27 protein-coding genes and 1 tRNA gene are annotated in these 26088 nt (G+C 63.6%); 13 read left to right on the top strand and 15 right to left on the bottom strand.

The window, feature by feature from the left end:
• Nucleotides 1-27: 27 nt before the first annotated feature.
• Both QMK22_RS02640 and QMK22_RS02635 read right to left on the bottom strand, forming a co-directional pair.
• On the bottom strand, nt 28-882 hold the full coding sequence (locus tag QMK22_RS02640) for an undecaprenyl-diphosphate phosphatase (protein ID WP_283496086.1): 855 nt from the start codon (nt 880-882) through the stop codon (nt 28-30).
• 60 nt (nt 883-942) lie between these two features.
• Nucleotides 943-2310, bottom strand: coding sequence for a M20/M25/M40 family metallo-hydrolase (locus QMK22_RS02635; protein WP_283496085.1), 1368 nt, complete (start codon nt 2308-2310; stop codon nt 943-945).
• A gap of 106 nt (nt 2311-2416) precedes the next feature.
• On the opposite strand from QMK22_RS02635, the gene QMK22_RS02630 reads away from it, so the two are divergent.
• Nucleotides 2417-2501 (top strand) — tRNA-Leu (locus QMK22_RS02630).
• Nucleotides 2502-2667: 166 nt separating this feature from the next.
• Here the strand turns inward: QMK22_RS02630 and QMK22_RS02625 are convergent.
• The 4 genes from QMK22_RS02625 to QMK22_RS02610 form a co-directional block, all read right to left on the bottom strand.
• Nucleotides 2668-3543 (bottom strand): ABC transporter permease, encoded by an 876-nt coding sequence (locus QMK22_RS02625; protein ID WP_283496084.1) that lies wholly within the window; start codon nt 3541-3543, stop codon nt 2668-2670.
• Nucleotides 3530-4510, bottom strand: a complete 981-nt coding sequence (locus QMK22_RS02620) for an ABC transporter ATP-binding protein (RefSeq protein WP_283496083.1) — start codon at nt 4508-4510, stop codon at nt 3530-3532. The genes QMK22_RS02625 and QMK22_RS02620 overlap by 14 nt, the downstream gene beginning before the upstream one ends.
• Before the next feature lie 28 nt (nt 4511-4538).
• Complete coding sequence (locus tag QMK22_RS02615; protein ID WP_502856902.1) at nt 4539-5681, bottom strand: LolA family protein; 1143 nt, start codon at nt 5679-5681, stop codon at nt 4539-4541.
• 100 nt (nt 5682-5781) lie between these two features.
• Entirely contained in the window at nt 5782-6162 is a 381-nt protein-coding gene (locus QMK22_RS02610) for a hypothetical protein (RefSeq protein WP_283496081.1), read from the bottom strand.
• Nucleotides 6163-6266: 104 nt separating this feature from the next.
• Between QMK22_RS02610 and QMK22_RS02605 the strand changes: the two genes are divergently transcribed.
• Nucleotides 6267-7145, top strand: a complete 879-nt coding sequence (locus QMK22_RS02605) for a hypothetical protein (protein ID WP_283496080.1) — start codon at nt 6267-6269, stop codon at nt 7143-7145.
• 4 nt (nt 7146-7149) lie between these two features.
• Here the strand turns inward: QMK22_RS02605 and QMK22_RS02600 are convergent, their stop codons facing one another.
• The gene (locus QMK22_RS02600; RefSeq protein ID WP_283496079.1) at nt 7150-8085 is read right to left on the bottom strand and encodes a J domain-containing protein; all 936 of its coding nucleotides are present in this window, start codon (nt 8083-8085) and stop codon (nt 7150-7152) included.
• Between the two features lie 132 nt (nt 8086-8217).
• On the opposite strand from QMK22_RS02600, the gene QMK22_RS02595 reads away from it, so the two are divergent.
• Entirely contained in the window at nt 8218-8865 is a 648-nt protein-coding gene (locus tag QMK22_RS02595) for a DUF1345 domain-containing protein (RefSeq protein WP_283496078.1), read from the top strand.
• Nucleotides 8866-8908: 43 nt separating this feature from the next.
• Here the strand turns inward: QMK22_RS02595 and QMK22_RS02590 are convergent, their stop codons facing one another.
• Together QMK22_RS02590 and QMK22_RS02585 are read right to left on the bottom strand one after the other, a co-directional pair.
• Nucleotides 8909-9073, bottom strand: coding sequence for a hypothetical protein (locus QMK22_RS02590; protein ID WP_283496077.1), 165 nt, complete (start codon nt 9071-9073; stop codon nt 8909-8911).
• 106 nt (nt 9074-9179) lie between these two features.
• Entirely contained in the window at nt 9180-9890 is a 711-nt protein-coding gene (locus QMK22_RS02585) for an SOS response-associated peptidase (RefSeq protein WP_283496076.1), read from the bottom strand.
• 48 nt (nt 9891-9938) lie between these two features.
• Here QMK22_RS02585 and QMK22_RS02580 point away from each other — a divergent pair, with 48 nt between their 5' ends.
• Complete coding sequence (locus QMK22_RS02580) at nt 9939-10775, top strand: DUF3097 domain-containing protein (protein WP_283496075.1); 837 nt, start codon at nt 9939-9941, stop codon at nt 10773-10775.
• 309 nt (nt 10776-11084) lie between these two features.
• Nucleotides 11085-11288, top strand: coding sequence for a transcription antiterminator/RNA stability regulator CspE (gene cspE / locus QMK22_RS02575; protein ID WP_035840308.1), 204 nt, complete (start codon nt 11085-11087; stop codon nt 11286-11288).
• A 105-nt stretch (nt 11289-11393) separates the two neighbouring features.
• On the opposite strand, the gene QMK22_RS02570 is transcribed toward cspE, so the two are convergent.
• Nucleotides 11394-11873: an Lrp/AsnC family transcriptional regulator gene (locus tag QMK22_RS02570; protein ID WP_092107921.1), complete on the bottom strand. Its 480-nt coding sequence runs from the start codon at nt 11871-11873 to the stop codon at nt 11394-11396.
• 106 nt (nt 11874-11979) lie between these two features.
• On the opposite strand from QMK22_RS02570, the gene QMK22_RS02565 reads away from it, so the two are divergent.
• Complete coding sequence (locus tag QMK22_RS02565; RefSeq protein ID WP_283496074.1) at nt 11980-13203, top strand: trans-sulfuration enzyme family protein; 1224 nt, start codon at nt 11980-11982, stop codon at nt 13201-13203.
• Here QMK22_RS02565 and QMK22_RS02560 read toward each other — a convergent pair.
• Nucleotides 13200-15017, bottom strand: a complete 1818-nt coding sequence (locus QMK22_RS02560; RefSeq protein ID WP_283496073.1) for a DEAD/DEAH box helicase — start codon at nt 15015-15017, stop codon at nt 13200-13202. The genes QMK22_RS02565 and QMK22_RS02560 overlap by 4 nt on opposite strands.
• Before the next feature lie 82 nt (nt 15018-15099).
• Between QMK22_RS02560 and QMK22_RS02555 the strand changes: the two genes are divergently transcribed.
• A complete protein-coding gene (locus QMK22_RS02555) occupies nt 15100-15888 on the top strand; it encodes an SGNH/GDSL hydrolase family protein (protein WP_283496072.1) in 789 nt (262 codons plus the stop codon).
• Between the two features lie 33 nt (nt 15889-15921).
• On the opposite strand, the gene QMK22_RS02550 is transcribed toward QMK22_RS02555, so the two are convergent.
• Both QMK22_RS02550 and QMK22_RS02545 read right to left on the bottom strand, forming a co-directional pair.
• Nucleotides 15922-17163 carry a D-alanyl-D-alanine carboxypeptidase family protein gene (locus QMK22_RS02550; protein WP_283496071.1) on the bottom strand — a complete coding sequence of 414 codons (1242 nt, stop codon included), beginning with the start codon at nt 17161-17163 and terminating at the stop codon, nt 15922-15924.
• 53 nt (nt 17164-17216) lie between these two features.
• Complete coding sequence (locus QMK22_RS02545) at nt 17217-18026, bottom strand: TrmH family RNA methyltransferase (protein ID WP_283496070.1); 810 nt, start codon at nt 18024-18026, stop codon at nt 17217-17219.
• Between the two features lie 131 nt (nt 18027-18157).
• Here QMK22_RS02545 and QMK22_RS02540 point away from each other — a divergent pair, with 131 nt between their 5' ends.
• On the top strand, nt 18158-19081 hold the full coding sequence (locus QMK22_RS02540) for a Sir2 family NAD-dependent protein deacetylase (RefSeq protein WP_283496069.1): 924 nt from the start codon (nt 18158-18160) through the stop codon (nt 19079-19081).
• A 23-nt stretch (nt 19082-19104) separates the two neighbouring features.
• Nucleotides 19105-19743, top strand: coding sequence for a histidine phosphatase family protein (locus tag QMK22_RS02535; protein WP_283496068.1), 639 nt, complete (start codon nt 19105-19107; stop codon nt 19741-19743).
• 147 nt (nt 19744-19890) lie between these two features.
• Here the strand turns inward: QMK22_RS02535 and QMK22_RS02530 are convergent, their stop codons facing one another.
• Nucleotides 19891-20949 (bottom strand): glycosyltransferase family 4 protein, encoded by a 1059-nt coding sequence (locus tag QMK22_RS02530; RefSeq protein ID WP_283496067.1) that lies wholly within the window; start codon nt 20947-20949, stop codon nt 19891-19893.
• Nucleotides 20946-21881 (bottom strand): alpha/beta fold hydrolase, encoded by a 936-nt coding sequence (locus QMK22_RS02525; protein ID WP_283496066.1) that lies wholly within the window; start codon nt 21879-21881, stop codon nt 20946-20948. The genes QMK22_RS02530 and QMK22_RS02525 overlap by 4 nt, the downstream gene beginning before the upstream one ends.
• 116 nt (nt 21882-21997) lie before the next feature.
• Here QMK22_RS02525 and treS point away from each other — a divergent pair, with 116 nt between their 5' ends.
• The 4 genes from treS to QMK22_RS02505 all read left to right on the top strand — a co-directional run bounded on the left by treS (nt 21998) and on the right by QMK22_RS02505 (nt 26066).
• The gene (treS, locus tag QMK22_RS02520) at nt 21998-23695 is read left to right on the top strand and encodes a maltose alpha-D-glucosyltransferase (protein ID WP_283496065.1); all 1698 of its coding nucleotides are present in this window, start codon (nt 21998-22000) and stop codon (nt 23693-23695) included.
• 130 nt (nt 23696-23825) lie between these two features.
• On the top strand, nt 23826-24518 hold the full coding sequence (locus tag QMK22_RS02515; RefSeq protein ID WP_283496064.1) for a GAF and ANTAR domain-containing protein: 693 nt from the start codon (nt 23826-23828) through the stop codon (nt 24516-24518).
• A 41-nt stretch (nt 24519-24559) separates the two neighbouring features.
• Nucleotides 24560-25273: a GAF and ANTAR domain-containing protein gene (locus QMK22_RS02510; RefSeq protein ID WP_283496063.1), complete on the top strand. Its 714-nt coding sequence runs from the start codon at nt 24560-24562 to the stop codon at nt 25271-25273.
• Between the two features lie 106 nt (nt 25274-25379).
• Nucleotides 25380-26066: an exonuclease domain-containing protein gene (locus tag QMK22_RS02505; protein WP_283496062.1), complete on the top strand. Its 687-nt coding sequence runs from the start codon at nt 25380-25382 to the stop codon at nt 26064-26066.
• The last annotated feature ends 22 nt before the right edge of the window (nt 26067-26088 follow it).

Raw genomic sequence — 26088 nt, 5'->3', positions numbered from 1 at the left:
TTCTGTGGCCGATGCTCTCGGCGCCGGCTACGCGGAGAGGACGTTCGTGCCGAGCAGCACGAACAGCACGATGCCGAGCACGATGCGATAAATCACGAACGGCAGAAAACTGCGCTTCGAAATGTAGTTCATAAAGAAGGCGATCACGCCGAGGGCAACGACGAAGGCAATAACCGTGGCCACGAGTATTTCCAGCGGGCCGAAGACTTCGGGAGTGCAGTTCGTTGCGCCGGCCAGGCAGGGATCGGCAATGGACTTGTACATCTGGTAGAAGCCGCTGCCGAGAACGGCGGGAATCGCCAAGAGAAAGGCGTAGCGGGCCGCTGCGGCACGCTCGTAGCCGAGGAACAGCCCGGCGGTGATGGTGCCACCCGACCGTGACACACCGGGGATCAGCGCCAGCGCCTGCGCGAAGCCATAAACCGTTCCGTGGCCATAGCTGATGTCGTGCAGTTTGCGCCGTTTGGCACCCACGTGGTCGGCGATGCCGAGCAGGATGCCGAAGACGATGAGCATGGTGGCGGTGATCCAGAGCGAACGCAGTACGGTTTCGATCTGGTCTTGAAACAGTAGTCCCAGAATGACGATGGGCAGCGAGCCCAAAATGATCAGCCAGCCCATACGGGCGTCGGGGTCGGTGCGGGAGACCCGGCCCGTGAGCGATTTCACCCACTGGCCGATGATGCGCACGATGTCACGCCAGAAGAAGATGACGACGGCGGCCTCGGTACCAATCTGGGTGATGGCCGTGAAACGAGCCCCTGGGTCTTCACCGGTGCCCAAGAACTGGCCCACGATGGTGATGTGGGCACTGGATGACACCGGAAGAAACTCGGTCAGTCCCTGAACCAAGCCCAGGATGATCGCATTCAGAAAGTCCACACGCTTCGCTTTCTCGCAGGGAGCCCGAACCCAGCCGGGTCGGGTGTGGTGCTCACAGCGTCAATAATTTGACAGCAAGTCAGTCAAAACCTGCCTGCCAAACACTAATGCGTCCAGCGGCACCCGTTCATCCACTCCGTGGAACATGGCCGGAAAGTCCAGGTCTGCCGGCAGTCGAAGCGGGGCAAATCCGTAACCCTTGATTCCGAGGGTGCTGAGCGCCTTGTTGTCGGTTCCCGCCGAGAGCAGGTACGGCAGCACCGGCGCTCCGGGATCGTGGCGCTCCAGGGTGCTCACAACGGCCTCGATCAGCGGACCGCTGAATTCGGTCTCCAAGCCGATATCGCGGTGCATGGTGACGATTTCAATGTCGGAACCGACAATCTCCTGAATCTGGGCGAGTACGAGGTCTTCCTCCCCCGGCAGCGAACGGATGTCGATGAGAGCTTCGGCCGTGTCCGGGATGACGTTGTGCTTATAGCCGGCGTTCAACCCCGTGGGGTTGGCCGTGGTGCGCAGGCTGGCCTGAATAAACCCGGAGGCGGTTCCGGTGGCGAGGGCGAGCTCGTCGGGGCCGACACGCTGAGGGTCCACGTCAAGAATTCGGGCGATCTCTCCGAGCAGCTGTTCGGTTGTGTCGGTGAGCCGAATCGGCCATTCGTGCCGCCCCAGCTTCGCCACGGCTTCCGCGAGCCGGGTGATGGCATTGTTCGGGTGAATGCGGGAGCCGTGCCCGGCATCACCGCGAGCGACGAGCTTGACCCAGATCAGCGCTTTCTCCCCAGTTTGCAGCAGGTAGGCGCGTTTGCCACCGAGCGTGATCGAGTACCCGCCGACCTCACTGATCGCTTCGGTCGCACCCTCGAACAGCTGAGGGTGTTCGTCGACGAGAAAGTGCGAGCCGAGCACACCGCCCGCCTCCTCGTCGGCGAAAAACGCGATGACCAGGTCACGTTCGGGCGCACCATTGGCGGTGATCACGTCTTGCAGGGAGGCCAGGATCATGGCATCCATGTTTTTCATGTCGACCGCGCCGCGCCCCCACAACAGCCCGTCCTTGATGACACCGGCAAACGGGTCGACGCTCCAGTTGGCCGGGTCGGCCGGTACAACGTCGAGGTGGCCGTGCACGACCAGCGCGTCGCGGGACGCGCTGCGACCCTTCACCCGGGCCACAACACTGGTCCGGCCCGGTTCGGAATCGAACAGTTCAGGCTTCAGCCCGAGGGCTCGCAGCTTCTCGGCGACGTACTCGGCGGCATCCGTTTCGCCGTTGGAACGGCCGGCACCGTAGTTCGTCGTGTCAAAACGGATGAGATCACGCGCGATTTCGGCGGTCAGATCGAGTTTCTGGGATGGGCCGGTGGGCGAGCCGCCCACTGATTCAGCGGAACTTGCGGCCGTGGGCGCGTTCGAGAAGGAAGCCATGATCAAACGCTACCCGTCGGTGCCGTGGGCAGTGACACAATGTGGGTTCTAATCCGTGCTAAGTTATTACCTCGGCAGCCGGTTCATCCGGAGGCCGTTTCACCCAGTCCGGGTGGCGGAATTGGTAGACGCGCTGGCTTGAGGTGCCAGTGCCCGTTAAGGGCGTGTGGGTTCAATTCCCATCTCGGACACGGAGATTTCTTTTGAGAAATCAACGAGGACTGGTTGAGACAGTTCACAAGGCCGGATCCCATGGATCCGGCCTTGTCTCGTTAACCACCGTTTGTCTGACCACCGCGATTTTCTTTCTACCGCGATCGTCGAAAAAAACTTCCGAAAAACTATCGGTTCTGAAAATCAGGACAAAATATCTTTCGTCACAAACCGGCTGTAGGCCAACGCCCCAAAAATAGCCAGATAGCACACCTGCACGATCGCATTCTGGCCAAACGAGCCGAGGTCAATCGGCTGACGCAGCAGGTCGGCGAACCCGAGCCAGTAGTGGCTGAACAGCCAGGGGTGCAACCAATCCAGTTGAGGGATCACATCGAGGATCTGCGCGACGACCGACACCACGATCGTCGCTGCCATGGCTCCCACCGGAACATCAGTGAGAGTGGAGATGAACAGGCCGATCATCGACAATCCCAGCAGCGACACGGTGACATAAGCAGCCACCAGCAGCGAGCGCAAGAGCGATTCGGTCACACTGATAGTGTCACCCGACAACAGTGTGACCGGGCCGACCGGGAACAGCGCTGCGCCAATGAGCGCGCCGGATACCGTGAGCGTCAGCGTGGCAACGAGGCAGAACAGGGCCGCCCCGGTGTACTTGACCAGGAGCAGCCGTACCCGGCCGGCTGGGGCCACGAGAAGGTACCTGAGGGTACCGAGTCCGGCCTCGCCAGCGATGGTGTCTCCGGCTACCACACCGATGGTGAGCGGCAGAAATAGCGGAATGGCGACGACCATCGCGGTGAAGCTGACAAACAGGCCGTTCTGGGCTACGCGGTCGAGAAAGGGTGGTCCCTGCCCGGGGGCGAGCGTCGATGACGACAAACGCACCGCGACGGCCAACAGGATCGGGATGAGCGCAATGGCGACCAGCATGGCCCACGTACGGCGTCGGCGAAACAATACCGAGATTTCAGAGCCGAGCAGGTCCCATCCGGCCCCGCGACGCGAAGAATCTGCGGTGGCCGTCGCCGGCGGTACAACCTCACTGGACGACATCAAAACCCTCCCCGGTCAGTGCGACGAAACGTTCTTCGAGAGTCGGCTCTTCGATGGCGAAACCACGAATTCGTACCCCGCCGGCCACGAGTGCAGTCACGATGGCCTCAGGCTGCCAGTGGGCCCCATTGAGCGGTGCGACGACAACCGGATCATTCTCATCGATCGTCGTGGGAGCTGGGTCCAGGCCGAGGTGGGTCAGTACCCGCACGGCGCCCGCGGCATCCGGTGTGCGAACGCGAACCCGGCTCTCGCCGACCTGCCGCAATGCCGCCAGGGTGCCCTGGGCGACGAGAGTGCCCGCGCTCATGACGGCAGCGTGCGTGCACATCTGCTCGACCTCGGCGAGCAGATGGCTGGAGACGAACACTGTCGTGCCCTCGGCAGCCAACGAACGTACGAGGCTGCGTACCTCTCGGGTGCCCTGAGGGTCGAGGCCGTTCGTGGGCTCATCGAGGATGAGGAGGTCCCGCGGCAGCAGTAGGGCGTTGGCGATGCCGAGGCGCTGCTTCATACCGAGGGAATACGCGTGCACTTTCTTATCGGCCGCGTGGGACAGGCCCACCCGTTCGAGGGCGAGCTGCACCCGCGCTCGGCGGGTGCCGCTCGGGGCATGCCGATCGGCGGTGTCGAGCCGGCGCAGGTTCGCTGCACCGGAGAGAAAGGGATAGAACGCCGGCCCCTCAACGAGCGCCCCCACGCGGGGCAGCACCTCGTGCAGACGGGCGGGCATGTCGTGGCCAAGCAAGGAAATCGTGCCGCTGCTCGCTTGGGTCAGCGCCAGCAGCATACGAATGGTCGTCGTCTTTCCCGAACCATTCGGCCCGAGAAAGCCGAACACCGATCCTCGCGGCACTGCGAGGTCGATACCGTTCACGGCCGTTTGGCTGCCGAAGCGTTTCGTGAGTCCCCGGGTCTCGATGGCACGGTCAGCACCAAGGCCGAGGGCCGGGGTCTGACCGATCACAGCGCGCTGTGTCTGGTGCCGAGGGAGGTCATCCCGCGGCTGCCTGAAGCACAGGCAGCGGAACCGCGCCGGCGAAGACGCGCCCGTCCTGAGCGAGGAAGACGCTCAGCAGCGATGTGGTCAGGGCCCGACCGCCGTCAACGGCCTGGGTCAGCTGTTCCAGCATGGGATTGCCGCTCAATTCGGCGGGCACCGCGGCGGCGGGGATTTCAACGATGCTCGACCAGCCGGTTCCCGTCACGGTGGGCAGGTCACCCGCTGCGGGGGCGGTAGCCTCCGCGTGGTCACGCGACGCGGCGTCGGGCATGGCAGGGAGGGCCTGCTCCGTCACCGTGGCGGTGGCCGGCGGTACAAAATTGAACAGGTCGGCGGCGGGTTGCGCGAAGTCAATGGCGGTGAAACCGACCTGTAGTGCCGGGGCAGCTTGCCCCTGCGCCAGCACGGTTACCTGCAGCGGCAGGCCGGTCTCAGCATCGACCGCGATTGAAACGGATGCGACCAGGGTGTCGGTCGCCTTGGGAGTGAGTACTAACTGGTAGACGCCGCGTCCGGCGACCCGGGTGTCGGTACCGACCGAGACGGTCGTGCTCGGATCGAGATCGCCGAGGAAGCGTTCAGCGAGTTGCGCCGGGGTCGACAGATCGGTCGGGAGTTGCGACTCCAATTCGGCGAACTTCGCCGCAGCGGTGGCGGAAAGTTGCGCCGGAACGCTCAGGTGGGTGGCCGCGTTGCTGCTGGAGTCGTACAGCCAAACGTCACTTCCGTTGCGGACTAGGTCACGCTCGGCCAGGTGGTCCATGACCTGAATTCGAGACGTGCTCGGGTCGCTGACATACACGCGAAACTCGTGCGACCCGCTCAGCAGTTCCAGTGCCGTGGTCAGGACAGCGGCAGACTCTGGCCCGGGTGCCGCCGTGCTCCCGTCGGTCGGCGCGGCCCCGGTCATGCCAGCGCCGAGGTCCAGCGACGGCAGACCAAGGTCAGAGGATTGCGCGATCGTTCCGGAGAAAGTCGACACCGTACTGTCGTTCACCAGCAGCAGAACCTGCTCGGGTGTTTTGTCGGGAAGGTCAACGGCGGCCCCAGCCTGAAGCGGTACGGCGATGATGGCACCGACCACGACGACCGGCACGACCAGGGCGGGGAGCCACTTGAGTGAATTGCGAGACACGATCATCGACCTCCGGCATTCCGATTCATACCGAGATGGTACGCCACGGCGGTGCAGACCGGCTGAGCGATCAGGGTATTTTCAGGTGCTCGGCCGCAGGTCAGGTGGGGTTGCCCTGGCTCAGCGCCTCGTCGGTGATGCCGATGAACTGGCTACCGATGCCGTCGCACTCGGTGCGACCGAACCCCGCAGCAGGCTCGGGAAGCTCATCAAAACCATGGTTCGAGCAACTGATGTAGGTGAACGTCGGCCACCATTTCTTCGGGCGCACGGCTTCGGTATAGCCACAGATCGTGCAGGTGAGCTGAACCCAGACGGGCTTCTTACCGGTGCGATTGGCGCGCGACTGCACCAGCCACGCGGGCGGTTCGGCCTCGAGTTTGGCCAGCTGAGCCTCGCTGAGGCGCGAGGGAATACCGTGGCGTGCCGCCATCTCCAGCGGAATATCCAGGCGGAGGGCTACTTCTCGTCGCGTAATCATCTCGAACAACGATAGGCGCTTGCGGGTGCGGGTGCGGCATCCGCGGTACGGGCGGCGCCGGAACATGCCGGGCAGGTACGGCAGGCACGTGCAACAATGGCGAAATGCCTACGCCTGTGTCCCCGCTGGGACTGCTCCTCGACGTCGACGGCCCGATTGCGAGCCCGATCACGCGCACCATCGCCACTTCGAGTATTCTGACCGATCTGATCACCCTCGCGACCGCTCATGTACCGATCGCCTTCATCACCGGCCGGTCAGCCGACTTCATCCGCGAGCAGGTCGTCGCCCCGCTCGTGGCCGCCGGGCTACCCGCAAACTTTCGCATGTACGGCGTCTGCGAGAAGGGCGCCGTGTGGTTTCCGATCGGCGCGGACGGTATGGGAGAGGTTGAAGTCGACCGGGCCGTCGCGCTGCCCCAGGCGGTCATCACCGAGGTGCGCGAACTGGTCACCGCGTCGTTTGCGACCGAGATGTTTTTCGATGAAACCAAGCAGGCCATGATCTCGGTCGAGCAGCGCACCGACGTGAGCCATGCCGATTTTCTTACCCGGCAGCCCGAGTTCAACGACGCGGCCTTTGCCATCATGGTCAAGCACGGTCTCGGTGTGCGTTTCAATGATCGAGAATCTGCGGATGCGTCGGGCGAGATTCCGTTTCGGCTGGATGCCACGATCATCTCCACCGACATCGAATCGGTCACGCTCGACAAGGACCACGCAGCGAAGCGCGCGCTGGCCTACTTCGCGCAGAGCGGGCCGTTGCCCCGGCTCTGGCGTTCGGTCGGCGATTCTCGCAGCGACTACCGCATGGCCGACCACCTGCACGAGGCCGGATACGACGTGTCTCACGTCGATGTGCGGCCCTCCGACGGAATTTTGGATCGACCGTACCCGGTCATCGTGATCGGCGACCAGATCCACGATGAGGCCGGGGCGACGTTTTTGCGTTACTGGGTCGACAAGCTGGCCCTGCCAGGCTGATCGCTTAGGTGTTGACGAAGCGGATGCCGTTCTGCAGCGTGCTCCGCAACTCAAAAACCTTCTCGAAACTGCCGCGCTCCATGCCGGCCAGTCCTTCGCGCAGCACGCCGACCAGACGGGACCTCGGGATGACGATGGTCATTGGCCGCCGGCCCCGTTTGGGCAGCGACAGGGGTTCCTCGAGGGCTCCGTCTGGCAGGACTACGATGAGGGCGGTGAAGCGCACCTTCAAACTCCGGGCGATCATCCGGGCTGCGGCATCAAACAGATGGATCGGGCGTTCCTGCTCGGGGATCTCGTCGCCGACCAGTTCACCGCGGCGCAGCTGCACGCTGCCGCCCCAATCCTCCGAAAGAATGCCGAACAGGCCGGCCGGGCCGAGAATGATGTGGTCGAGTTTGTCGGTCTGACCACCGGTGTCGATGTCGTGCCAGGCGGTGAAACCGATGCCGAGGTTGGCGACAAGCTGGGCGGTGGCCTCTTCGGCGAGGGCCTTGGCGAGGCAGTGGCGAACCAGGCGTGGGGCGCTGCGAATCAGGGCGGGGTCGTACGGGTCGTCGATGACCGTGCCGCGGCCAGCCCATTCGCGCACTAAATCGAGGTATCGCAGCCGCGCTTGGCCGCCGGGGTGACCGTGCATGCGGGTTTTCAGGCTGGACTTCGTGGCCGGGCCGCGCGCGGAGGGGGCGGCGTAGGAATCCGCCGTGGGGGCCTGATCGGCACTATCGAAGCGCCGACGATCGTAGGCCGCGCGGTTCTCCGGACTGCCGATGCGCTCCCAGGCAAGTTGCACGGCGTGGAATTTTGTTGCGCTGCCGCCCACGTCGGGGTGGGTTTGACGCAACAACAGCCGATAGGCGCGACGCAACTCATCGTCGGTCGCGGTCGGACTCACGCCGAGGACCTCGTAGGGGGTGGATGCGGCGGGACTGTCTTGCATCCGAGGCTGGACCTTTCGGGTTCGGGGCAATCGAGGCGAAATCGATCGGAAACTAACATTACCGCGGGATTCTGACACCGCGCCGAGGGATCCCTCTGCGGTTGACCGGCCGTTATATGCCACGATCAGCCTGTGACCATTCCATTTACACCCCTGCACCGGTCCGGTACGCGGCTGGTCGTTATGCTCGTCGTCGGAGTCGTCGTGGCGGTGGCGGTGAGCATTCGGGGAGATTGGGCCCTCGCAGTAATCCTCGGCTGGGCGGCCGCCTGCATTACCTACATCGGCTGGGTCTGGATCGTTATCGGCCGACAGGACGCTGACTTGACTGCCCGTCATGCGACCCGTGAAGATCCCTCTCGGGGTGTCTCGGAGTTTCTCATTCTCCTCGCCGGGCTGGCAAGTCTCGGTGCGATCGGGGTTTTGCTCCTGGGCACGACGGTGACCTCGGGGTCACAGCGCGGCCTGCTGGCCGGTGTGGCCATTGCCAGCGTTGCCCTGTCCTGGGTGCTGATCCACACCCTTTTCACGCTGCGCTACGCGTCGCTGTACTACAGCGGCTCCCCCGGCGGCATCAATTTTAATCAGTCCGCGGCGCCACGGTACAGCGACTTCGCCTACCTCGCGTTCACCATCGGCATGACCTACCAGGTCTCGGACACGAGCATTCAGACTCACTCGCTGAGAATGACGACGCTGCGGCACGCCCTGCTGTCATTTCCGTTCGGATCGGTGATCCTGGCCACGCTGATCAACCTCGTGGCGGCTCTGCTGCACTAGTCGCGCCGGGCACCACTCGTGCCGTGGGACGCGCCTCGCGCTATTAGTTGCGCAGCAGGTGGAACGGAATGGCCATGGCGATGGACACGCACAGGATTCCGCCGATGAAGATCGGAGCCATCAGCGAGGTAACCGTGAAGGCCAGGCCGAACAGCCAGAAACCGACAACGAAGATCGCAAACGCAACGACGAAGGCGACAATGTTCATGGGTGGTCCTTTCACGGCAGCGCCCGCGGAATTTCGTCACGTCACTGATTTGAACGTACTGGTTTGATCGTACAGATTCGAGCGTACCGGTTGGTGCCGCCCGCGATTACATCGAAACGGCGTCGACCGGCTCGATCAGTTCGGGGCCGTTGCCGGTAACGGGGGCAACCTCGTAGAAGTTGAGCGACTCCAGCACCGGGCGAGAGGACGCAACAGCGGCATCAACGAACGTCTGATCGCCGGCGGTGGCCGGATCCAACCATTGGTCCCACCACTCTTCCGGCAGAACAACGGGGGTGCGGTCGTGAAGGCGCGCGAGCGGCCCCTGGGCATCCGTCGTCAGAATAGTAGCCGACAGCACCCAACGGGTCGGATCGGTGTCGGCTGCAGCCGGATTCTTCCACCAGGAATACAAGCCGGCGAAGGCAAGCGGCATGCCGTCGTCGGAGTGAATGAAGTATGGGGTCTTCACGGTGCCCTCGGTGTGCCACTCGAAGTAGCCCGTGGCCGGAACGAGGGCACGCCGTGACCGCACCGAGGTCTTGAAGGTCGGCTTCTCGGCGGCGGTTTCGGCACGAGCGTTGAAGGTGGGAAACTTTGATCTTGATTCCGTCGCGAACGATGGAATCAATGACCAGCGAGCCGATTCCAACCTCCGCACTGCCGGATCCGTGCGCGCGGATTCGAGCACGATCGGAATCTGCTCGGTGGGCCGGATATTCCACGACGGTTCCGGCAGATTCTCCCCCTCGTGTTCGACATCGAACATGGCCGCCAGATCGGGCGCCGTATCGGTAATGATGATTCGACCACACATGCTTCCAGATTACCGGCACGGTGCTCCCCTTCCGCTAGCGTCGATGCAATGGACGATCGATACGGTGCAGACGCGCTCTCCCCCGGCTGGCGCGAAGCCGGCCGCATAATCATTCCGACACAGGAAGCCACCCGCGACCTGGTTGTCGAAGAGGTCGCCACCGGATTTTGCGGTGCCGTCATGCGTGTGGAAAAGAAAATTGTCACGCTGGAGGATCGACACGGCAAGCTGCGTTTGTTTCCGCTCGGCTCAGGGTTTCTGATCGACGGACGTCCGGTCACCCTGGTGGCTCCGACCATGGCGGCGGCTCTGGGCCGGGTGCGCACCGCATCGGGCTCGACGGCCGTGCCCGATGCGCCGGCTCGCGTTGCGCGCGCCAGCCGTATCTTTGTCGAGGGGCGTCACGATGCCGAACTGGTTGAGAAGGTCTGGGGCGCCGACTTGCGCATCGAAGGCGTCGTCGTGGAATACATCGAAGGAGTGGACAACCTCGATGAGATCCTCCGCGAGTTTCGGCCAGGACCGGGCCGTCGGATCGGGGTACTGGTGGACCATCTCGTACCGGGATCCAAGGAGAGCCGCGTTGCCGACGCGGTGGCGCGTGGTCCGTTCGCCGCCCACGTGCTCGTGGTCGGGCATCCGTTCATCGATGTCTGGCAATCGGTGAAACCGGCTCGAGTGGGCCTCACCGTGTGGCCAGATATCCCCCGGAGTATCGAGTGGAAACACGGCATCTGCGCGGCGCTGGGTTGGCCGCATGACGAGCAGGCCGATATCGCCAGGGCCTGGCAGCGAATTCTGGGCCAGGTACGCAGCTTTGCCGATCTCGAACCGCAACTTTTGGGGCGTGTGGAACACCTCATCGACTTCGTGACGGCCGAATAAGCGAGCTGAACAGTTTTTGCAAAAATCCACGGAAAGCTTCGCGGGCAGTCACAGACCCGGAGTTCAGCAATATTTCGCAGTAAACGTAACGCTTTCATGTCAAAACCTCTGGGAATTTCGACACCATCCAGACTTGTGGGCTAGGGTTGAAAACGAAGTTGTAGTGCTTGCACGTCTTAAACGCATTGATCGTGATTCATCTGGATCACAGTTAGTGCGCCACATTCCTTTCGGAAGCGGACGACGAATACCGCGACGAACGGTCCCGACAGTCGGGGCCGGTCTAACACTCCTGGAGGAGTTTTACAAATGGCAACAGGTACCGTGAAATGGTTCAACGCTGAAAAGGGCTTCGGCTTTATCGCACCCGACGACGGAAGCGCCGATGTTTTCGCGCACTACTCCGCGATCGCGTCGAATGGCTACAAGTCCCTCGATGAGAACCAGAAGGTCGAGTTCGAGGTAACCCAGGGCCCCAAGGGTCCTCAGGCCGAGAACATCCGCGCCCTCTAAATAGAGCTTGCGAAGAACGCCTCCCGCTTACGCGGGGGGCGTTCTTGTTTTAACCACCGAAGCCAACGCAGCGAGCAGGCCACCAACTGGCCGAGCGCTTCTGCCTCACTTCACCAGATCTTGCCAGCCGTCACCATCGACGTACTCAAAAATCAGGTTCGTCTCGGTGTGGGCGACGGCCGGATGCTCCGCCAGATGTTCGAGCACAAAATCACGCAGGTGCGAGGCATCCGCTGCGGCAACGTGCAGCAGGTAGTCGTCGGCACCCGCGGTGTGAAACAGGCCGATGACGCCGGGCCAGTGCGGGGCGGCATTGCGAAAGTCGTCGATCTGCACCCGCGCATGCTTGGCCAAACGCACCGAAATGAGCGCCTGCAGGCTGGCACCGAGGGCGGCCAGATCAATATTGGCCCGGTATCCCCGAATGTGGCCGAGCTGCTGCAGCCGGCGCAGGCGGAGCGAGACCGTGGACTCGGCCACGCCGATTTCGCTCGCCAGTGCGGCCCCAGAGGCCCTGGCGTTGACCGACAGGGCGCGCAGCAATGCGCGGTCGACCCGGTCGAGTTCCGGCTTCTTCGATTCCATCAGGTGACTCCCTCGTTACTAAGGAGTTTATGCGATTCAGATTGAGGTTTTGCAAGGGTCTGCAGGGTCGCTTGCACGAAGGCACAGAATCTGCTTCGGTGAGGACATGCTGCCACCGTCGTCACATATTGAAACTCTTGCCGTACATGCGGGAATGGACGGCCTCACCGAGGCCGGAGTCCACGTTCCGGGCATCGACTTGTCGACCACCAATCCCCTGCAGGGTGTGGACTCCGGCGGTGAATCCTACGAGAATCTCGCGACCGGCGGCACCCCACGGCCCGGCGATTCCGCGGTCTACCAGCGGCTGTGGCAGCCGGGGGTCGCCCGGTTCGAAACGGCCCTGGCTGCGCTGGAACAGGCCGAGGGCACGGTGGCTTTCGCCACCGGGATGGCTGCTCTCACCGCGACGCTGATCGCCACGGTCACCGCCGGGAAACCCCATATCGTGGCACTGCGACCGTTGTATGGCGGAACGGATCACGTGCTGGCGAGCGGTCTGCTCGGCACGACCGTAACCTGGACCGATCTGGCCGGCGTGACGGCGGCCATCCGCTCGGATACCGGCCTGGTCATTCTGGAGACCCCGGCCAATCCGACACTCGAGCTCACCGATATTCGCGCGGTCGTGGCTGCCGCCGGTGACGTGCCCGTGTTGGTGGACAACACCTTCGCGACCCCGGTCCTGCAGCGGCCGCTGGAATTCGGCGCCACGCTTGTGCTGCACAGCGCGACCAAATTTCTTGGCGGACACGGCGATGCCATGGGCGGAACGGTGTCGGGACCGGAGGCCTGGATGATGCGCCTGCGTCAGGTGCGCGCCCTCACCGGTGGACTGCTGCAACCCTTCAATGCGTACTTGCTGCACCGCGGCCTGCGCACCCTGCCGGTGCGGGTGCGAGCTCAACAAGCCACGGCCGGGGACATTGCGAGCCGGCTATCCGAGCACCCCGCACTGGTACGCGTGCTCTATCCCGGTCTGCCCGGCCAGGACCCGCTGGGTCTGATCGGGCGCCAGTGCGCCGGCGCTGGATCGCTCCTGGCGCTGGATCTCGGCGGCTATGCGGCGGCCGAACGCTTCACCGAGGCCCTCCGGCTGATCACGCACGCCGTATCGCTCGGTGGCGTCGATTCTTTGGTGCAGCATCCGGCTTCGCTCACGCACCGACCGGTAGCGGCCGACGCGCGCCCCGCCGCCGGCATTGTGCGCCTGTCCATCGGATTGGAACACGTTGACGATCTGATGGACGATATTCTCACCGCCCTGCTGGTCGCCCGAGTGCCGGTGAACACTGGGACCGACAGCGGGTCGGAGAAAACTCCCGTCTAGCTGCGGCCCAGGCGGCGGCGAAGCAGGTCAATGCGCATTTGCAGCTGCGTGACACTGGCCTGGGCGACGGCCGGACCGCCGCAGAGTCGTCGCAATTCGGCGTGGATCATGCCGTGCGGTTCGTTGGCCAGTTTGGACCACATCCCCACGAGGCTGGATAGCAACGTGCGCTGTTCCTTGAGAGTGCGATACAGCGGCGGCGGCTCGAGCGGGGCGACCTCACCGGTCACCGGGTCTTTGCGCTTGTCGGTGGAACGTTTGGACTGCCGAGACTGACGCTGCCGAAGCAATTCCGAGACCTGCTCCGGCTCGAGCAGGCCCGGGATACCAATGAAGTCGAATTCTTCGTCGGTTCCGGGCTCGGCGAGCTCGCCGAATTCGTCACCGTCGAACATGACCATGTCGAAGGTGGCCTGGGAGTCGAGGGCCTGCCAGGTGAAATCGTCCTGGCCGAGCTCGTCGGAGGCTTTGTCTTCTTTATTGGCCGCGGCGACCATGGCGTCTTCGGGGTTGTACATTCCGTCGTCGCCGTCTTCACGGTTGCTTCGGTCGAGGGCGTGGTCTCGTTCCAGTTCGAGGGCATTGGCGAGGCTGAGCAGCCCCGGCACGTTCGGGAGAAAAATGGATGCCGTCTCGCCGCGCCGACGGGCTCGCACGAATCGGCCGATCGCCTGGGCGAAGTAAAGCGGGGTCGCCGCGCTCGTCGCGTACACGCCCACAGCGAGACGGGGGACATCCACCCCCTCCGACACCATGCGAACTGCGACCATCCAGCGGCGAGTGTTCTTGGAGAACTCGTCGATGCGATCGCTCGCCTCCTTCTCGTCGGAGAGCACGACGGTCACCGGTTCGCCACAAATGTCTTCCAGAATGACCGCGTAAGCGCGTGCGGTGGTCTGGTCGGTGGCAATAACGAGACCACCCGCATCCGGGATGCCGTGCCGCACCTCGGTCAGTCGGGAATTCGCGGCGCGCAGCACAGAGGGTATCCACTGGCCGCTGGGCTCGAGTGCGGTGCGCCAGGCCTGGCTGGTGATGTCCTTGGTGTTACCCTCGCCGAGCTTGGCCTCCATCTCATCTCCGGCCCGGGTGCGCCACTTCATATGCCCGGCGTAGACCATGAACATCACGGGGCGAACTACGCCGTCAGCGAGCGCGCGGCCGTATCCGTAGGAGTAGTCGCTCTGCGACATGCGGATGCCGTGTTTGTCGGGCAAATAACTGACAAACGGAATGGGTGCGGTGTCGGAACGAAACGGGGTTCCGGTCAGCGACAGCCGGCGGGTGGCCGGGCCGAAAGCCTCGCGGATCGCATCGCCCCAGCTCAGGGCGTCTCCCCCGTGGTGAATCTCATCCAGGATGACGAGGGTGCGGCTCGATTCGGTGAGCTGTTTGTGCAGCGCAGCCCGGGCGGCCACCTGGGCGTAGGTCACGACAACCCCGTGGTAATGACTGCCGTAGCTGCGGTCGGCGTTCTTGAACATCGGATCGAGGCGGATACCCGCGCGCGCCGCTGCATCCGCCCACTGGTTCTTCAGATGCTCGGTGGGGGCGACGACGGTAATGCGATCGATGGTCCGGCGCGAGCGCAGCTCGGCAGCGAGCCGCAGGGCGAACGTGGTCTTGCCGGCGCCGGGGGTTGCTGCGGCCAGAAAATCGCGGGGCTCGTGCACAAAATAGGCTTCGAGCGCCTCGGCCTGCCAGGCGCGCAGCTTTCCGGCGGTGCCCCACGCCGCGCGCTCGGGAAAGGACGGCGACAGGTGTTCGGCTGCACTCGTTCCCTGAGCGGGACCGAAAACCGATGGAGTATTCACTTCTGACAAATCTACCAAAGCCCACCGACGTTCGCTCGCGCCGGGTTCGCCCCGCCCCGGGGTGTTCCGGCAGAATGGGTCGATGACGAAGCAACAACATCCATGGTCCCGCTACGTCGCACTGGGGGATTCGTTCACCGAGGGCATCGGCGATCCTGAACAGCAGAGCCCCGGCGGGCACCGGGGGTGGGCTGATCGTGTTGCCGAAATTCTGAGCGACGGCACCGAGGATTTCGCCTACGCCAACCTTGCCGTGCGCGGCAAACTAATCCGCCAGATCACCGACGAACAGATTGCACCGGCTCTCGCCCTCCGCCCGGACTTGATCACCATTTCGGCCGGCGGCAATGACGTGATCCGTCCCGGTACCGACCCGGACTTCATCGCAGCGCGCTGTGACGACGCCATTTCCCAGCTAAGCCGGGACGGCGCGACGATCGTCTTGTTTACCGGCGCCGACGTGGGCTTCTCCCCCGTCTTTCGCAGCATTCGCGGCAAAGTCGCGATCTACAACGAGAACCTGCGGGCCATCGCCACGAAGCACGACTGTATCGTGGCCGACATGTGGCAGCTGACCGAAATCCAGGACCCGCGAATGTGGTCCCCCGACCGGTTGCACCTGAACGCGCTCGGGCACCATACCGTGGCACGAATGGTGTTGCAGACGCTCAACGTGAAGAATTCCCTCGCACCGAGTGAGCCAGAACCGATGCCCGGCACCAACTGGCGTCAAGCCCGCACCGAAGACCTCGCGTGGGCGCGAGAATACCTCGTGCCCTGGGTGCTGCGCCGGGTGCGGCACCAGTCTTCCGGCGACCACGTGCTGCCCAAACGGCCCGAAGCCGGCCCCTTCACTATTCCGCCGGTCTGACCTGACGGACCAGCCGGGTGGATCAGGCGCGGATCAGCCGGCCGCGAGCTCGCCGGGGTGCCCCATGCGCCAAGCCGGCCCGGGATCGATAATGTTTTCTTGGAGCTCGAGTGGCACCGTGACGGTTGTCGGCGCTTCCGTGCCAATCGTGAAGGACACCTCCCCCACCTCGTCGCCGGCTCGGCCCAACTGCACATCGGCGGCCGTCACAGCGCCCGTGATCGGTGAGTCCGACCAGACCAGCGCGGATGCCGCCCGTTCGGCGACGATATCGCTCAGGTCGCCCCACGGCGTCGTGTAGCTGCCGAAGACGGCCCCTTCTTCGGCTAGTACTACCTCGTGAAAACCGGGCTTCACGCTGTCAATCAGGGACGCGATCGCGGCGTTGACTTCGGTGTGCGTGTCACCGCCGAGGACAACTCCGACCATGGTGACCGTGCTGGTACCAACCGTGAAATCGGTCGAGAACAGCAGGCAGGCACCGGCAACATCCGTGGTCCCGGTCTTGATCCCGTCGACACCGTCGCGGCCGAGAAGCTTATTCGTGTTGGTGACCGTTCCGATGACGGGAAGCACCGCCGACTGGAGGGCAACGATTTCGGCGAGGGCGGGGTGGCCGACGACGAGTTTGCCCAGTTCCACGAGGTTCGCCGGGCTGCTCACACTCGATGCTGACAGGCCACTCGTGTCGGCCACGGTGGTCTGGGTCAGGCCGTTGGCTGCCAGCCAGGACTGTGCTGCCGCCAGGTAGAGATCCTTGGAGCCGTACGCCCACACGGCGAGGGAGGTTGCATAGTTGTTGGCTGAGGGCAACAGCATGGCTTCGAAAGCCTCGCGTTGGGTGAGCACCATGCCGGATACCACGGGTGCGACCGAACCGTTCTCGGCGATCACGTCGTAGTAAATGTCGACATCCGCGTCGGTGAACGTGATCGACGGTCCGTCCTCTCCGGCCCCGAGTGGTTTCGCATCGAGGATGACCAGGGCGGTGACCATTTTGGTGATGCTCGCGATCGGAACGGTCTGCTGCTCGCCGCTTGAGGCCAGCACGCCGGGAAATCCGACCGCGCCAATCGCACTCTCGCCGAAGCCCGGCCAGACCGGCGCGGCGACCGGCTGGGTCAGCGCGGCGGGCTGCTCGAGGGTAGCGGCGCTCGCCGGCACGGGAGCCAGATTCGTGGCGCCGATATAGCCGACCCCAACGAGCACGATGAGCAGAATGCTGAAGACGGTGATCCGCCTTCGTCGGAGGACGACACGCCGGGAGGGAGACATTCGTTCAGCCTAACTTCATCGTCGGGCCAAACCGTGCTGGCAACACCGGATTTTTACGGACGAACGCGCAGGGCGTACAGCGCGACCGCGCTGGCGGACGCGACGTTGAGTGAGTCAACGCCGTGCAGCATCGGAATCGTCACGACCGTGTCGGCGGCCTGAAGGGCATGCTGGCTGAGCCCGTCGCCTTCGGCACCGAGAATGATGGCGAGTCGTTCGGGCGGTGCCTCAGCGAACTGGTCCAGAGAAACTGCGTTGTCCACCAACGCCAGGGCGGCCAGGTGAAAGCCCGCCGCGTGCAACAGCGGCGCAGCCACGCTCCACTCCGGCAGCCGAGTCCAGGGTACCTGCAACACGGTGCCCATGCTCACGCGCACACTGCGACGGTACAACGGGTCGGCGCAGCGCGGCGTGATCAGTACCGCGTCGGCACCGAGCCCGGCAACGGAACGAAAAATAGCGCCGACATTGGTGTGGTCAACGATGTCTTCGAGAATCACGATGCGGCGGGCACGGGCCAGGAGCGCCTCGACCGGCTCCAGTGCCGGCCGGTGCATGGCCGCGAGTGCGCCGCGGTGCATGTTGTAGCCGGTGAGCTGTTCCAGCACACCAGCATCACCGACATACACCGGAACGTCTGGCCAGTCCGCCAGCAGCCGTTCGGCGTCGAGCATCCACTGTTCCTGGATTAGCAATGATCGGGGCCGGTGCCCGGCGTTCAGCGCCCGGGCAATGACCTTGGGCGACTCAGCGATATACAGACCGCCAGCCGGTTCCACTACTCGACGGAGCGCAACGTCGGTCAAACGCGAATAGTCGGCAAGACCCGCACTGGACAGGTCGGTAATGCGGATGATCTGCACGAAAAGGTGCCTTCCAAAAGAGTGATTGAGCTCAAGCCTGACAGGTGGGTAGTCAAACCGGAAAACAGACGAGTTTAGAATCAAGGGACGAGCATCCCTTTCTGCTCGCCCCTTGCGCGAAAGGAGCGCCGATGACCGCCGACTCGACTCTGCCCAGTGACACGGTGTTTGTCGACGCGTTGGAACCGACGGACGATCCCGACGCCACCGCCGCGCTCGCCTCCGCGGTCGCCCTCGATTCCGAGCGAGCAGTGGATGCTGTCGCCACGCTGCTTCGCGATAAACGTGCCGCCGTCCTCACCGGTGCCGGCCTCAGTACCGATTCCGGCATTCCGGACTATCGCGGCGAGGGAGCACCGACACGCACCCCGATGACTTTTCAGACCTTTGTCGCCGACGAACGATCTCGCAAGCGCTATTGGGCCGGCAGCCACCTGGGCTGGCGGGTCTTCCGCAACGCGGAGCCGAACCTCGGACATCGGTCGCTGACGCAACTGGAAAACGCGGGCGCGATTGCCGGTGTGATCACCCAGAACGTCGATGGCCTGCACACCCGCGCTGGTTCCCGCCACGTGGTCGAGCTGCACGGCTCCCTCGACCGCGTGATCTGTCTAACTTGTGGTCAGGCCTTTGGCCGCGACAGCATTGCGGCACGGCTCGAAAGCGACAACCCCGTTCTTCGCTCGCCGGAGAGTATTCGGATCGCTCCCGACGGCGACGCCGACGTGGGAAATATCGATGATTTCGTGGTGCCGGCCTGCACGGTTTGTGGCGGCATGCTCAAGCCCAACGTCGTGTTCTTTGGCGAGCTGGTCCCGACCGAAATCTTTCACGAGGCATCCGCACTCGTTCAGGGCGCCGATGCACTCATCGTGGCCGGATCGTCGCTGGCGGTCAACTCCGGCATCCGCTTGGTGGAGCAGGCTCGCCGCCGAAAAATGCCGATCATCGTCATCAACCGTGGCGTGACCAAAGGCGACGGGCGGGCGTTGCACAAACTTGAAGCGGGAACATCCGAAACCCTCGCAGCGCTGACCGTACGACTGCTGGGCTGAATCGCTTGGCCGCCGTAGCGCCGATGACCGCCGAATCTCGTCTTTCAGCCACAACAACGTTCTCCATCGTGCGTCACGGCCAGACCGATTGGAACCTGCACCACCGGATCCAGGGCAGCACGGACATTCCGCTCAACGCGACGGGGCGCGCCGAAGCGGCCGCCGCGGCGGAACGCCTCCAGAGCAGGCGCTGGGACACCATAGTCACCAGTCCCCTGCTTCGCGCGGCGGAATCAGCCCGCATCATCGCGACAGAGCTCGGTTTGAATGACCCAGAGGTTGTTCCGGCGCTCACGGAACGCCACCACGGCGCCATCGAAGGACTCACGTTTACCGAGCGGCAACTCCAATTTCCCGACGGCGTGGCCGTTCCCGGGTTGGAAACTCGACGCGACGTCGTCGATCGGGTCCTGGCAGCCCTCGCGACACTGTCGGTGGGCCGGGCCGGCCAATGCGTCCTGGTGCTCAGCCACGGCGGGATCATCGGCACGCTGTTGCGCCACGTCACGGCAGGCGAACGGCCTCGTCACGGTGAATTCATCGCCAACGGGTCCGTGCATGATTTTTGTTGGAAAAACGATCAACTCCTGCTGACCCACTTCGACGCCACGACGCGCAGCCCGGGCGACCGCGGAGGCGCCCCCGGCTCCCCCCTGCTCTGAAGCCCGGCGTCTGATCTCCCGTAACGGACCTGGCGCTACTAGCCGGGCCCGGCCCTACCTGCCGGCCGGGCCCATGTTGTGCAACCGGGCCCATGATCTATCCCGGGCCCAGTTTCCGGGCCCGGGCCCGGGCAAGGAGAGAAGCGGCTACCGGGGCTGCAGGGCGGCGAGCAGGGTGCGGGCCGAGGCCGCCCAGGTGAATCGGGCGGCCTGGTCGATCGACCGGGCCGATCGGTCTGCCCACTCCCCCGGAACCGCCAGCTCACGCACGGCGTCAGCCAGAGCCTGCGCACTGTGCGGATCGAAATACAGGGCGGCGTCAGCTCCGATTTCACGAAAGATGGGGATATCGCTGACCACGACGGGGATGCCGAGGTGCATCGCCTCGACCAGGGGAATTCCAAAGCCCTCATCGAGCGAAGCGGTGACGAGCGCGGTCGCCGAGCGCAGCAGCCGGTGGTATTCGTCATCGGTGACACCGTTGTGAAAAACGAGACGAGCCTGAGGTGCCAGCCGCGCCAGCCGCGCACGTTCGGTCGCCGACACCCGGCTGAGCAAATGCAGTTCGTATTCCGGCAGGTCAGCCAGAGCCAGCACGAGCGTGTCCAGGTTCTTGTACGGCATGAAGGAACCCATGTAGATCAGCCGGGTGGTCTCTGGAATACTCCGGTGAGCGAGTGTACCCGGTACGGTATCGGCGGAATTCGGGACCACCGTGATCGGACGTCGGGTGAGGTTGTGCTCGATCAGCAGCGAACGCGTGGTTTCGGATACCGTCACGATGCCGTCAGCGCCGTTCAACAGCATCCGCTGTGGCCACCACGACAGGTGGTAAACGCGCCAAAGCAACCGGATAAACGGGGAGAGATCACGTGGGGGTGTGCGATTGCGATAGTAGATCAGGTCGTGCACGGTCAGGAACAACCGGTAGTTGCGCCCCCAGGAGCCCATCGTCTGCATCGGACTAAACACAACATCGGGCTTCAGCCGGTTGACCGACAGAGCCACCAGCGGTTCCAGCAGGCTGGTCGGGGCCCGCACCAGCTGCCAGGGCAGGGCCGGCAACATTGCGAGCTGACGATGGTCACTGATCAACATGGTGAGCGGATGCAGGCGGCCCAACTCGGTCACCAGCCCAGCCGTGTAGCGGCTGATGCCGTCGTGGTGGTCGAAACGCACGTAGCGGCAGTCGATGACGATTTTCACAGCGGTCGCTCCTCGGCGAGAAAATCCCGAATAAACCCGGCGGCCGGTTTGGGCTTTTCGTAGTGGATCAGGTGGCCGACGTTCTCGATGACCCGCAGGGTCGCGTTCGAAAAAAGCGCCTGCAAGCGATACTGCGCCGCGAGCGGCGTGATGTCATCCCTATCGGCGGCGATCAGAAGGGTGGGCTGCCGAATGCGCGCAGCGAATTCGCTGACGTCGTGACTCACCGAGGCGGTGAAGGCCGCCATCACGACCTGACGGTTGGCGAAGTCGCTGAAGTAGCGATCGTGCTGGTTATGGATCCACCGCCGCAGATCGCCATCGTGGGTCTTGGCCATGCTCACACTCATGATGCGCACGATGGCCCGGTTCTGCAGCAGGGCGTAGCCCCAGCGTTCCGGCAGGGTCGCAGCGGCCCAGTAATAGAACACGGCCAGCCTGGTCAACACGCCGCGCGGCCCGGACAGTGCGGGCGCGGCAATCGGATTGACGAGAATGACGTCGTCGGCTTCGAGGCCCTCGGCCACGGCCGCAGCGACCACGATCGAACCGAAGGAGTGACCCAGCACGACTAAACGCCCGGTCGGGGCAAGCACTCCGATGAATTCCTGAAGCCAGCGCGAGTAGCCGGCCAGAGAGTGCACACCGTCCGCCAGCGGCGCTGACTCTCCGAAACCCGGCAGATCGGGTGCCACGATACGCAAATCTGTCGGGTTTGTGTCGTCGCCGAGCAGCTCGGCCACGACCAGTTGCAGGCCGTGGTGATCGCCTCGAAAACCGTGCACGAGCACGAGGGTGGTGGCTGCGCACGGGTCGCCGTATTGCCAGTACCGCGTGTCACTGCTCGATCCGTGCAGGTCGGGAACGGTTGCGGTGAGTTCGCGTACCGGCAGACGCTCCAGGAGCTTGTCGTAGGGAGAAGAAACGATCATCGGCCCTAGTTTAGGCGCGACACGTGCGCAAGGCTGGACGTACCCCGGGGTGGTCGATCTAGACTCTAGCCACCCAATGCGTCAAGAGAGCCCTTAGCCGGGACGGAAGGAAAGCCGTGAGCTTTACCGCACCCATTCAGTTGCCCGGTTTGGCCCTTGATCCGCGGTGGTATCGCCGCGCCGTCTTCTATGAGGTGATGGTGCGCTCCTTCGTCGATAGCAATGGTGACGGCAATGGCGACCTGTCCGGCCTGGTATCCAAGCTCGACTACCTGCAATGGCTCGGCATCGATGCCCTGTGGATTCCGCCGTTCTTCAACTCGCCGCTCAAAGACGGCGGCTATGACGTGTCGGACTACCGCACGATTCTGCCAGAATTCGGCACCCTGGAGGAGTTCAAGGACCTTGTCACGAAAGCGCACGAACGCAATATGCGCATCGTGATCGATTTTCCGCTGAACCATACCTCAGACCAACACGAGTGGTTCCAGCAGTCCCGCGAAGACCCGGACGGGCCTTACGGAGACTTCTATGTCTGGAGCGATACCGACGAACGGTACCCCAACATTCGCATTATCTTCACCGACACCGAAGAATCAAACTGGGCCTTCGACCCCGTGCGTCGACAGTTCTTCTTTCACCGCTTCTTCTCCCATCAGCCCGACCTCAACTTCGAGAACCCGGCCGTACAGGAGGGCATCTTCGACGTTGTGCGGTTCTGGATGGACCTGGGCGTCGATGGCTTTCGACTCGATGCAATCCCCTATCTGTTCGAGTCAGAGGAGGGCAACGGCGAGGGTGAGCCGCTGACCCACGAGTTCGTCAAACGGCTGCGTGCCATGGTTGATCGGGAATACCCCGGACGGGTCATGATCGCGGAAGCCAACCAGTGGCCGCGCGAGGTCGCCGCCTTCTTCGGTACGGAAGAAGAACCGGAATGCCACATGGCATTCGACTTTCCAGTGATGCCGCGTATTTTCTATTCCCTGCGTTCCCAGCAAGCCAACGAGCTCGTGCGCGTGCTCTCTGAAACAACCGATATTCCCGAAGGCGCCGGCTGGGGTGTGTTTTTGCGCAACCACGACGAGCTCACCCTGGAGATGGTCAGCGAGGAATACCGCCAAGCCATGTACGGCTGGTACGCCTACGACCCGAGGATGCGCGCCAATATCGGCATCCGTCGGCGCCTGGCACCGTTGCTGGATAATTCCCGGTCCGAGTTGGAGCTGGCCCACGCTTTATTGTTCGCCCTTCCGGGCAGTCCGTTTCTGTACTACGGCGACGAGATCGGTATGGGCGATAATATTTGGCTGCCCGACCGGGACAGTTCGCGCACACCCATGCAGTGGACCCCCGACCGCAACGCCGGCTTCTCTGATGCCGATCCCGGAAAGCTGTTCCTGCCCATCGTGCAGTCCCTCGTCTACAACTTCACGCAGACCAATGTGGAATCGCAGCTGGCCCAGTCTGGTTCACTCCTCCACTGGATTCGAAACGTGATTCACGTGCGCAAGGCCCATCCGACCTTTGGGCTGGGCGCCATCCGCGTGCTGAAGACCAACCATGAATCGGTGCTCGTGTTCACGCGAAGCTATCCCGGCTCCGGCTCCATGTTCGGCGACCAGCCCGAAACCGTGCTGTGCGTCTTCAGCTTTTCGCACAACCCGGTCGCATTCACCATCGACGATGTCGAGATGGCCGGAACCCGGCTGTACGACCTGTTCGGCGGTGCCGTCTTTCCGAGTTTCGATGCGGAGGGCTCCCTCACCCTCACTCTCGGTGCTCAAAGCTTCTATTGGTTGCACTGCGGCTGATCACGTGGTGACGCCGACGCCTGATGGCCGATTCTGTGGCGGTGCCGAGAATCTTCTGCGGCGCGGCCCCGTCCACGACGTAGTCTTGGGCTAAGCAAGCAATCGCCCAGGGTCTGGAGGCCGGTCGATCGTGGCGGAATGGTCGCACTCGGATGGTGGAGTTGAAGACGGGGTGTTCTGCGCCCGTTTTCTCAGTGAGCTGCCCGTGAACGGTGCCGCAGTATCTGTTTTCGGTGGGGCGGTGCCCGAAACGATCGTATGCGCCACCGATGATCTCGCCGCTCGCCTCGATGAACTGCAGTTCGATCTCGGTGAGGGCCCGCGCTGGGATGCCGTGCGTTCCCGCCTCCCGGTGCTGGAACCTCGAGTACGCGAGGGCGCACATCCGCTCTGGCCGGTCTTTCACGCGGAGCTCATGCACACCGCGGTCGCAGCGCTCTACGTTTTTCCACTCACCCTCGGAGCGGTCGACATTGGGATCGTGGAGCTCTACAGCACGACCCCGGAAGCGCTCAATCGGAACGAACGAGCCAAAGCGCGCGTCATGGCCAACGAGACCGCGTGGAACCTCCTCGATCGGCTGCTTCGGCTGCAGGAGACGGCGAACACAGACCCACCGGACGCGGAGCCGATGGAAGCAAAAAGCGCGGGATCGCCACTGTCGCGCCGGGAGATTCATCAAGCCACCGGGATGGTGCTGGTGCAAATGAACGTCACGCCGACGAATGCACTGCTTCTGCTGCGGGCGCACGCCTTTGCACACGGGCGCACCGTTCGCGCCGTGGCCAGCGATGTCGTAGCCCGGCGTCTGGTTATCAGCTAAGAATCTGAAATATTATCGCGAATTCAATTTAGACTCTATTTATGGCCACTCAGACTCGCGCCTCAAAGGTGAGCGCCGCATTCGTGAAATTGACGGACACCCTGGTGGGCGATTACGACGTTCTCGACGTTTTGCACACCCTGGTGGAGGAATGTGTCGAATTACTCGACGCCACGGCGGCCGGTCTCCTCTTGGCCGACCCCGGTGGGGAGCTCCAGGTTGTCGCCTCCACGAGCGAGGAAAGCTATCTGGTGGAGGTTTTGCAGCAGCAGGCCGGCGCGGGTCCGTGCGTCGACTGCTATCTCAGCGGCACGGTCGTCACCCTCGGCGATATCGCCGCATACAGCGATTCCTACCCGGATTTCGCCGCCGCCGCGCTGTCGCAGGGGTTTCGTTCGGTGCACGCCATCCCGATGCGTGTGCGCCATCGCGCCATCGGGGCGCTCAACCTGTTTCGCACCGATACCGGCGACGTGAGCCCCGAAGACGCCGCCATCGGTCAGGCCATGGCCGATGTGGCGACCATCAGCATCTTGCAGGAACGCACCATTCGCGAGGACGCTGTCGTCAACGAGCAGTTGCAGCGCGCCTTGAACAGCCGGATTCTCATTGAACAGGCCAAGGGAGTGATCGCCCAGATCAGCACGGTCGACATGGACGAAGCGTTCAAACGGCTGCGTGCGGATGCCCGGGCGCACAACCGCACCATGCGGGAGAGCGCCGAGAACGTCATCAATCGTCGCATCACCCTCTGACCCGATCCGGGCCGGTGTCGCGGGGCTATGAGCCATCCGGCCGGGACCGATAGCGGCGGGGCTGGGACTGCAAAGCTCTGTCGGTGGTCGGCCCTAGGGTGGAAGTATGAGCACCTGGAGCGATCATCTCGCCGTATTCGACCTTGAAACCACTGGTATCGACGTGGAGACCTGCCGCATTGTCTCGGCCACCGTCGCCGTACTCGATGCCAGCGGCACGGCCGTGGAGCGTATCGACTGGCTCGTTGATCCAGGAGTGGATATTCCAGCCGGGGCCACCAACGTGCATGGCATCACGACACAACATGCCGTCGAGCACGGGCGGGTCGCTGCGGAGGCGGTCGCCGAAATCGTCACGGCGCTGCGCGGGCATCTGAGCGATGGCCTGCCAATCGTGGCGTACAACGCGCCGTACGACCTCACCCTGCTCGACCGTGAAGCTGTGCGCTATGGCGTCGCCCCGTTGGTCTCGCCCAGCCCGATTGTTGATCCGCTGGTGATCGACAAGGCCGTTGACAAGTATCGCAAGGGCAAACGCACCCTCGAGGTGACGAGTGCGTTCTATGGCGTCAGTCTCGACGACGCCCACGATGCCGGAGCCGACGCGATCGCGGCCGGTCGGGTGGCGCAGGCGATCCACCGCGCACACGAAGGCGCTCTGCCCGCCAGCCTCGACGAAATGCACGCCCTGCAAGTCACCTGGTATCGCCAGCAGGCCGAAAGTTTTCAGGACTACATGCGGCGCGGACGCGACCCCGAGTTCCAGGCCGATACCGCTTGGCCGCAGCGCTGACCGGTCCATTACGGGGCATCAG

The organism is Cryobacterium sp. PH29-G1 (assembly GCF_030063365.1).
In the GTDB taxonomy this organism is placed as follows: Bacteria; Actinomycetota; Actinomycetes; order Actinomycetales; family Microbacteriaceae; genus Cryobacterium.
Note: the sequence above shows the minus strand (reverse complement) of the source record. Positions and strands in the feature narration are given on the sequence as shown.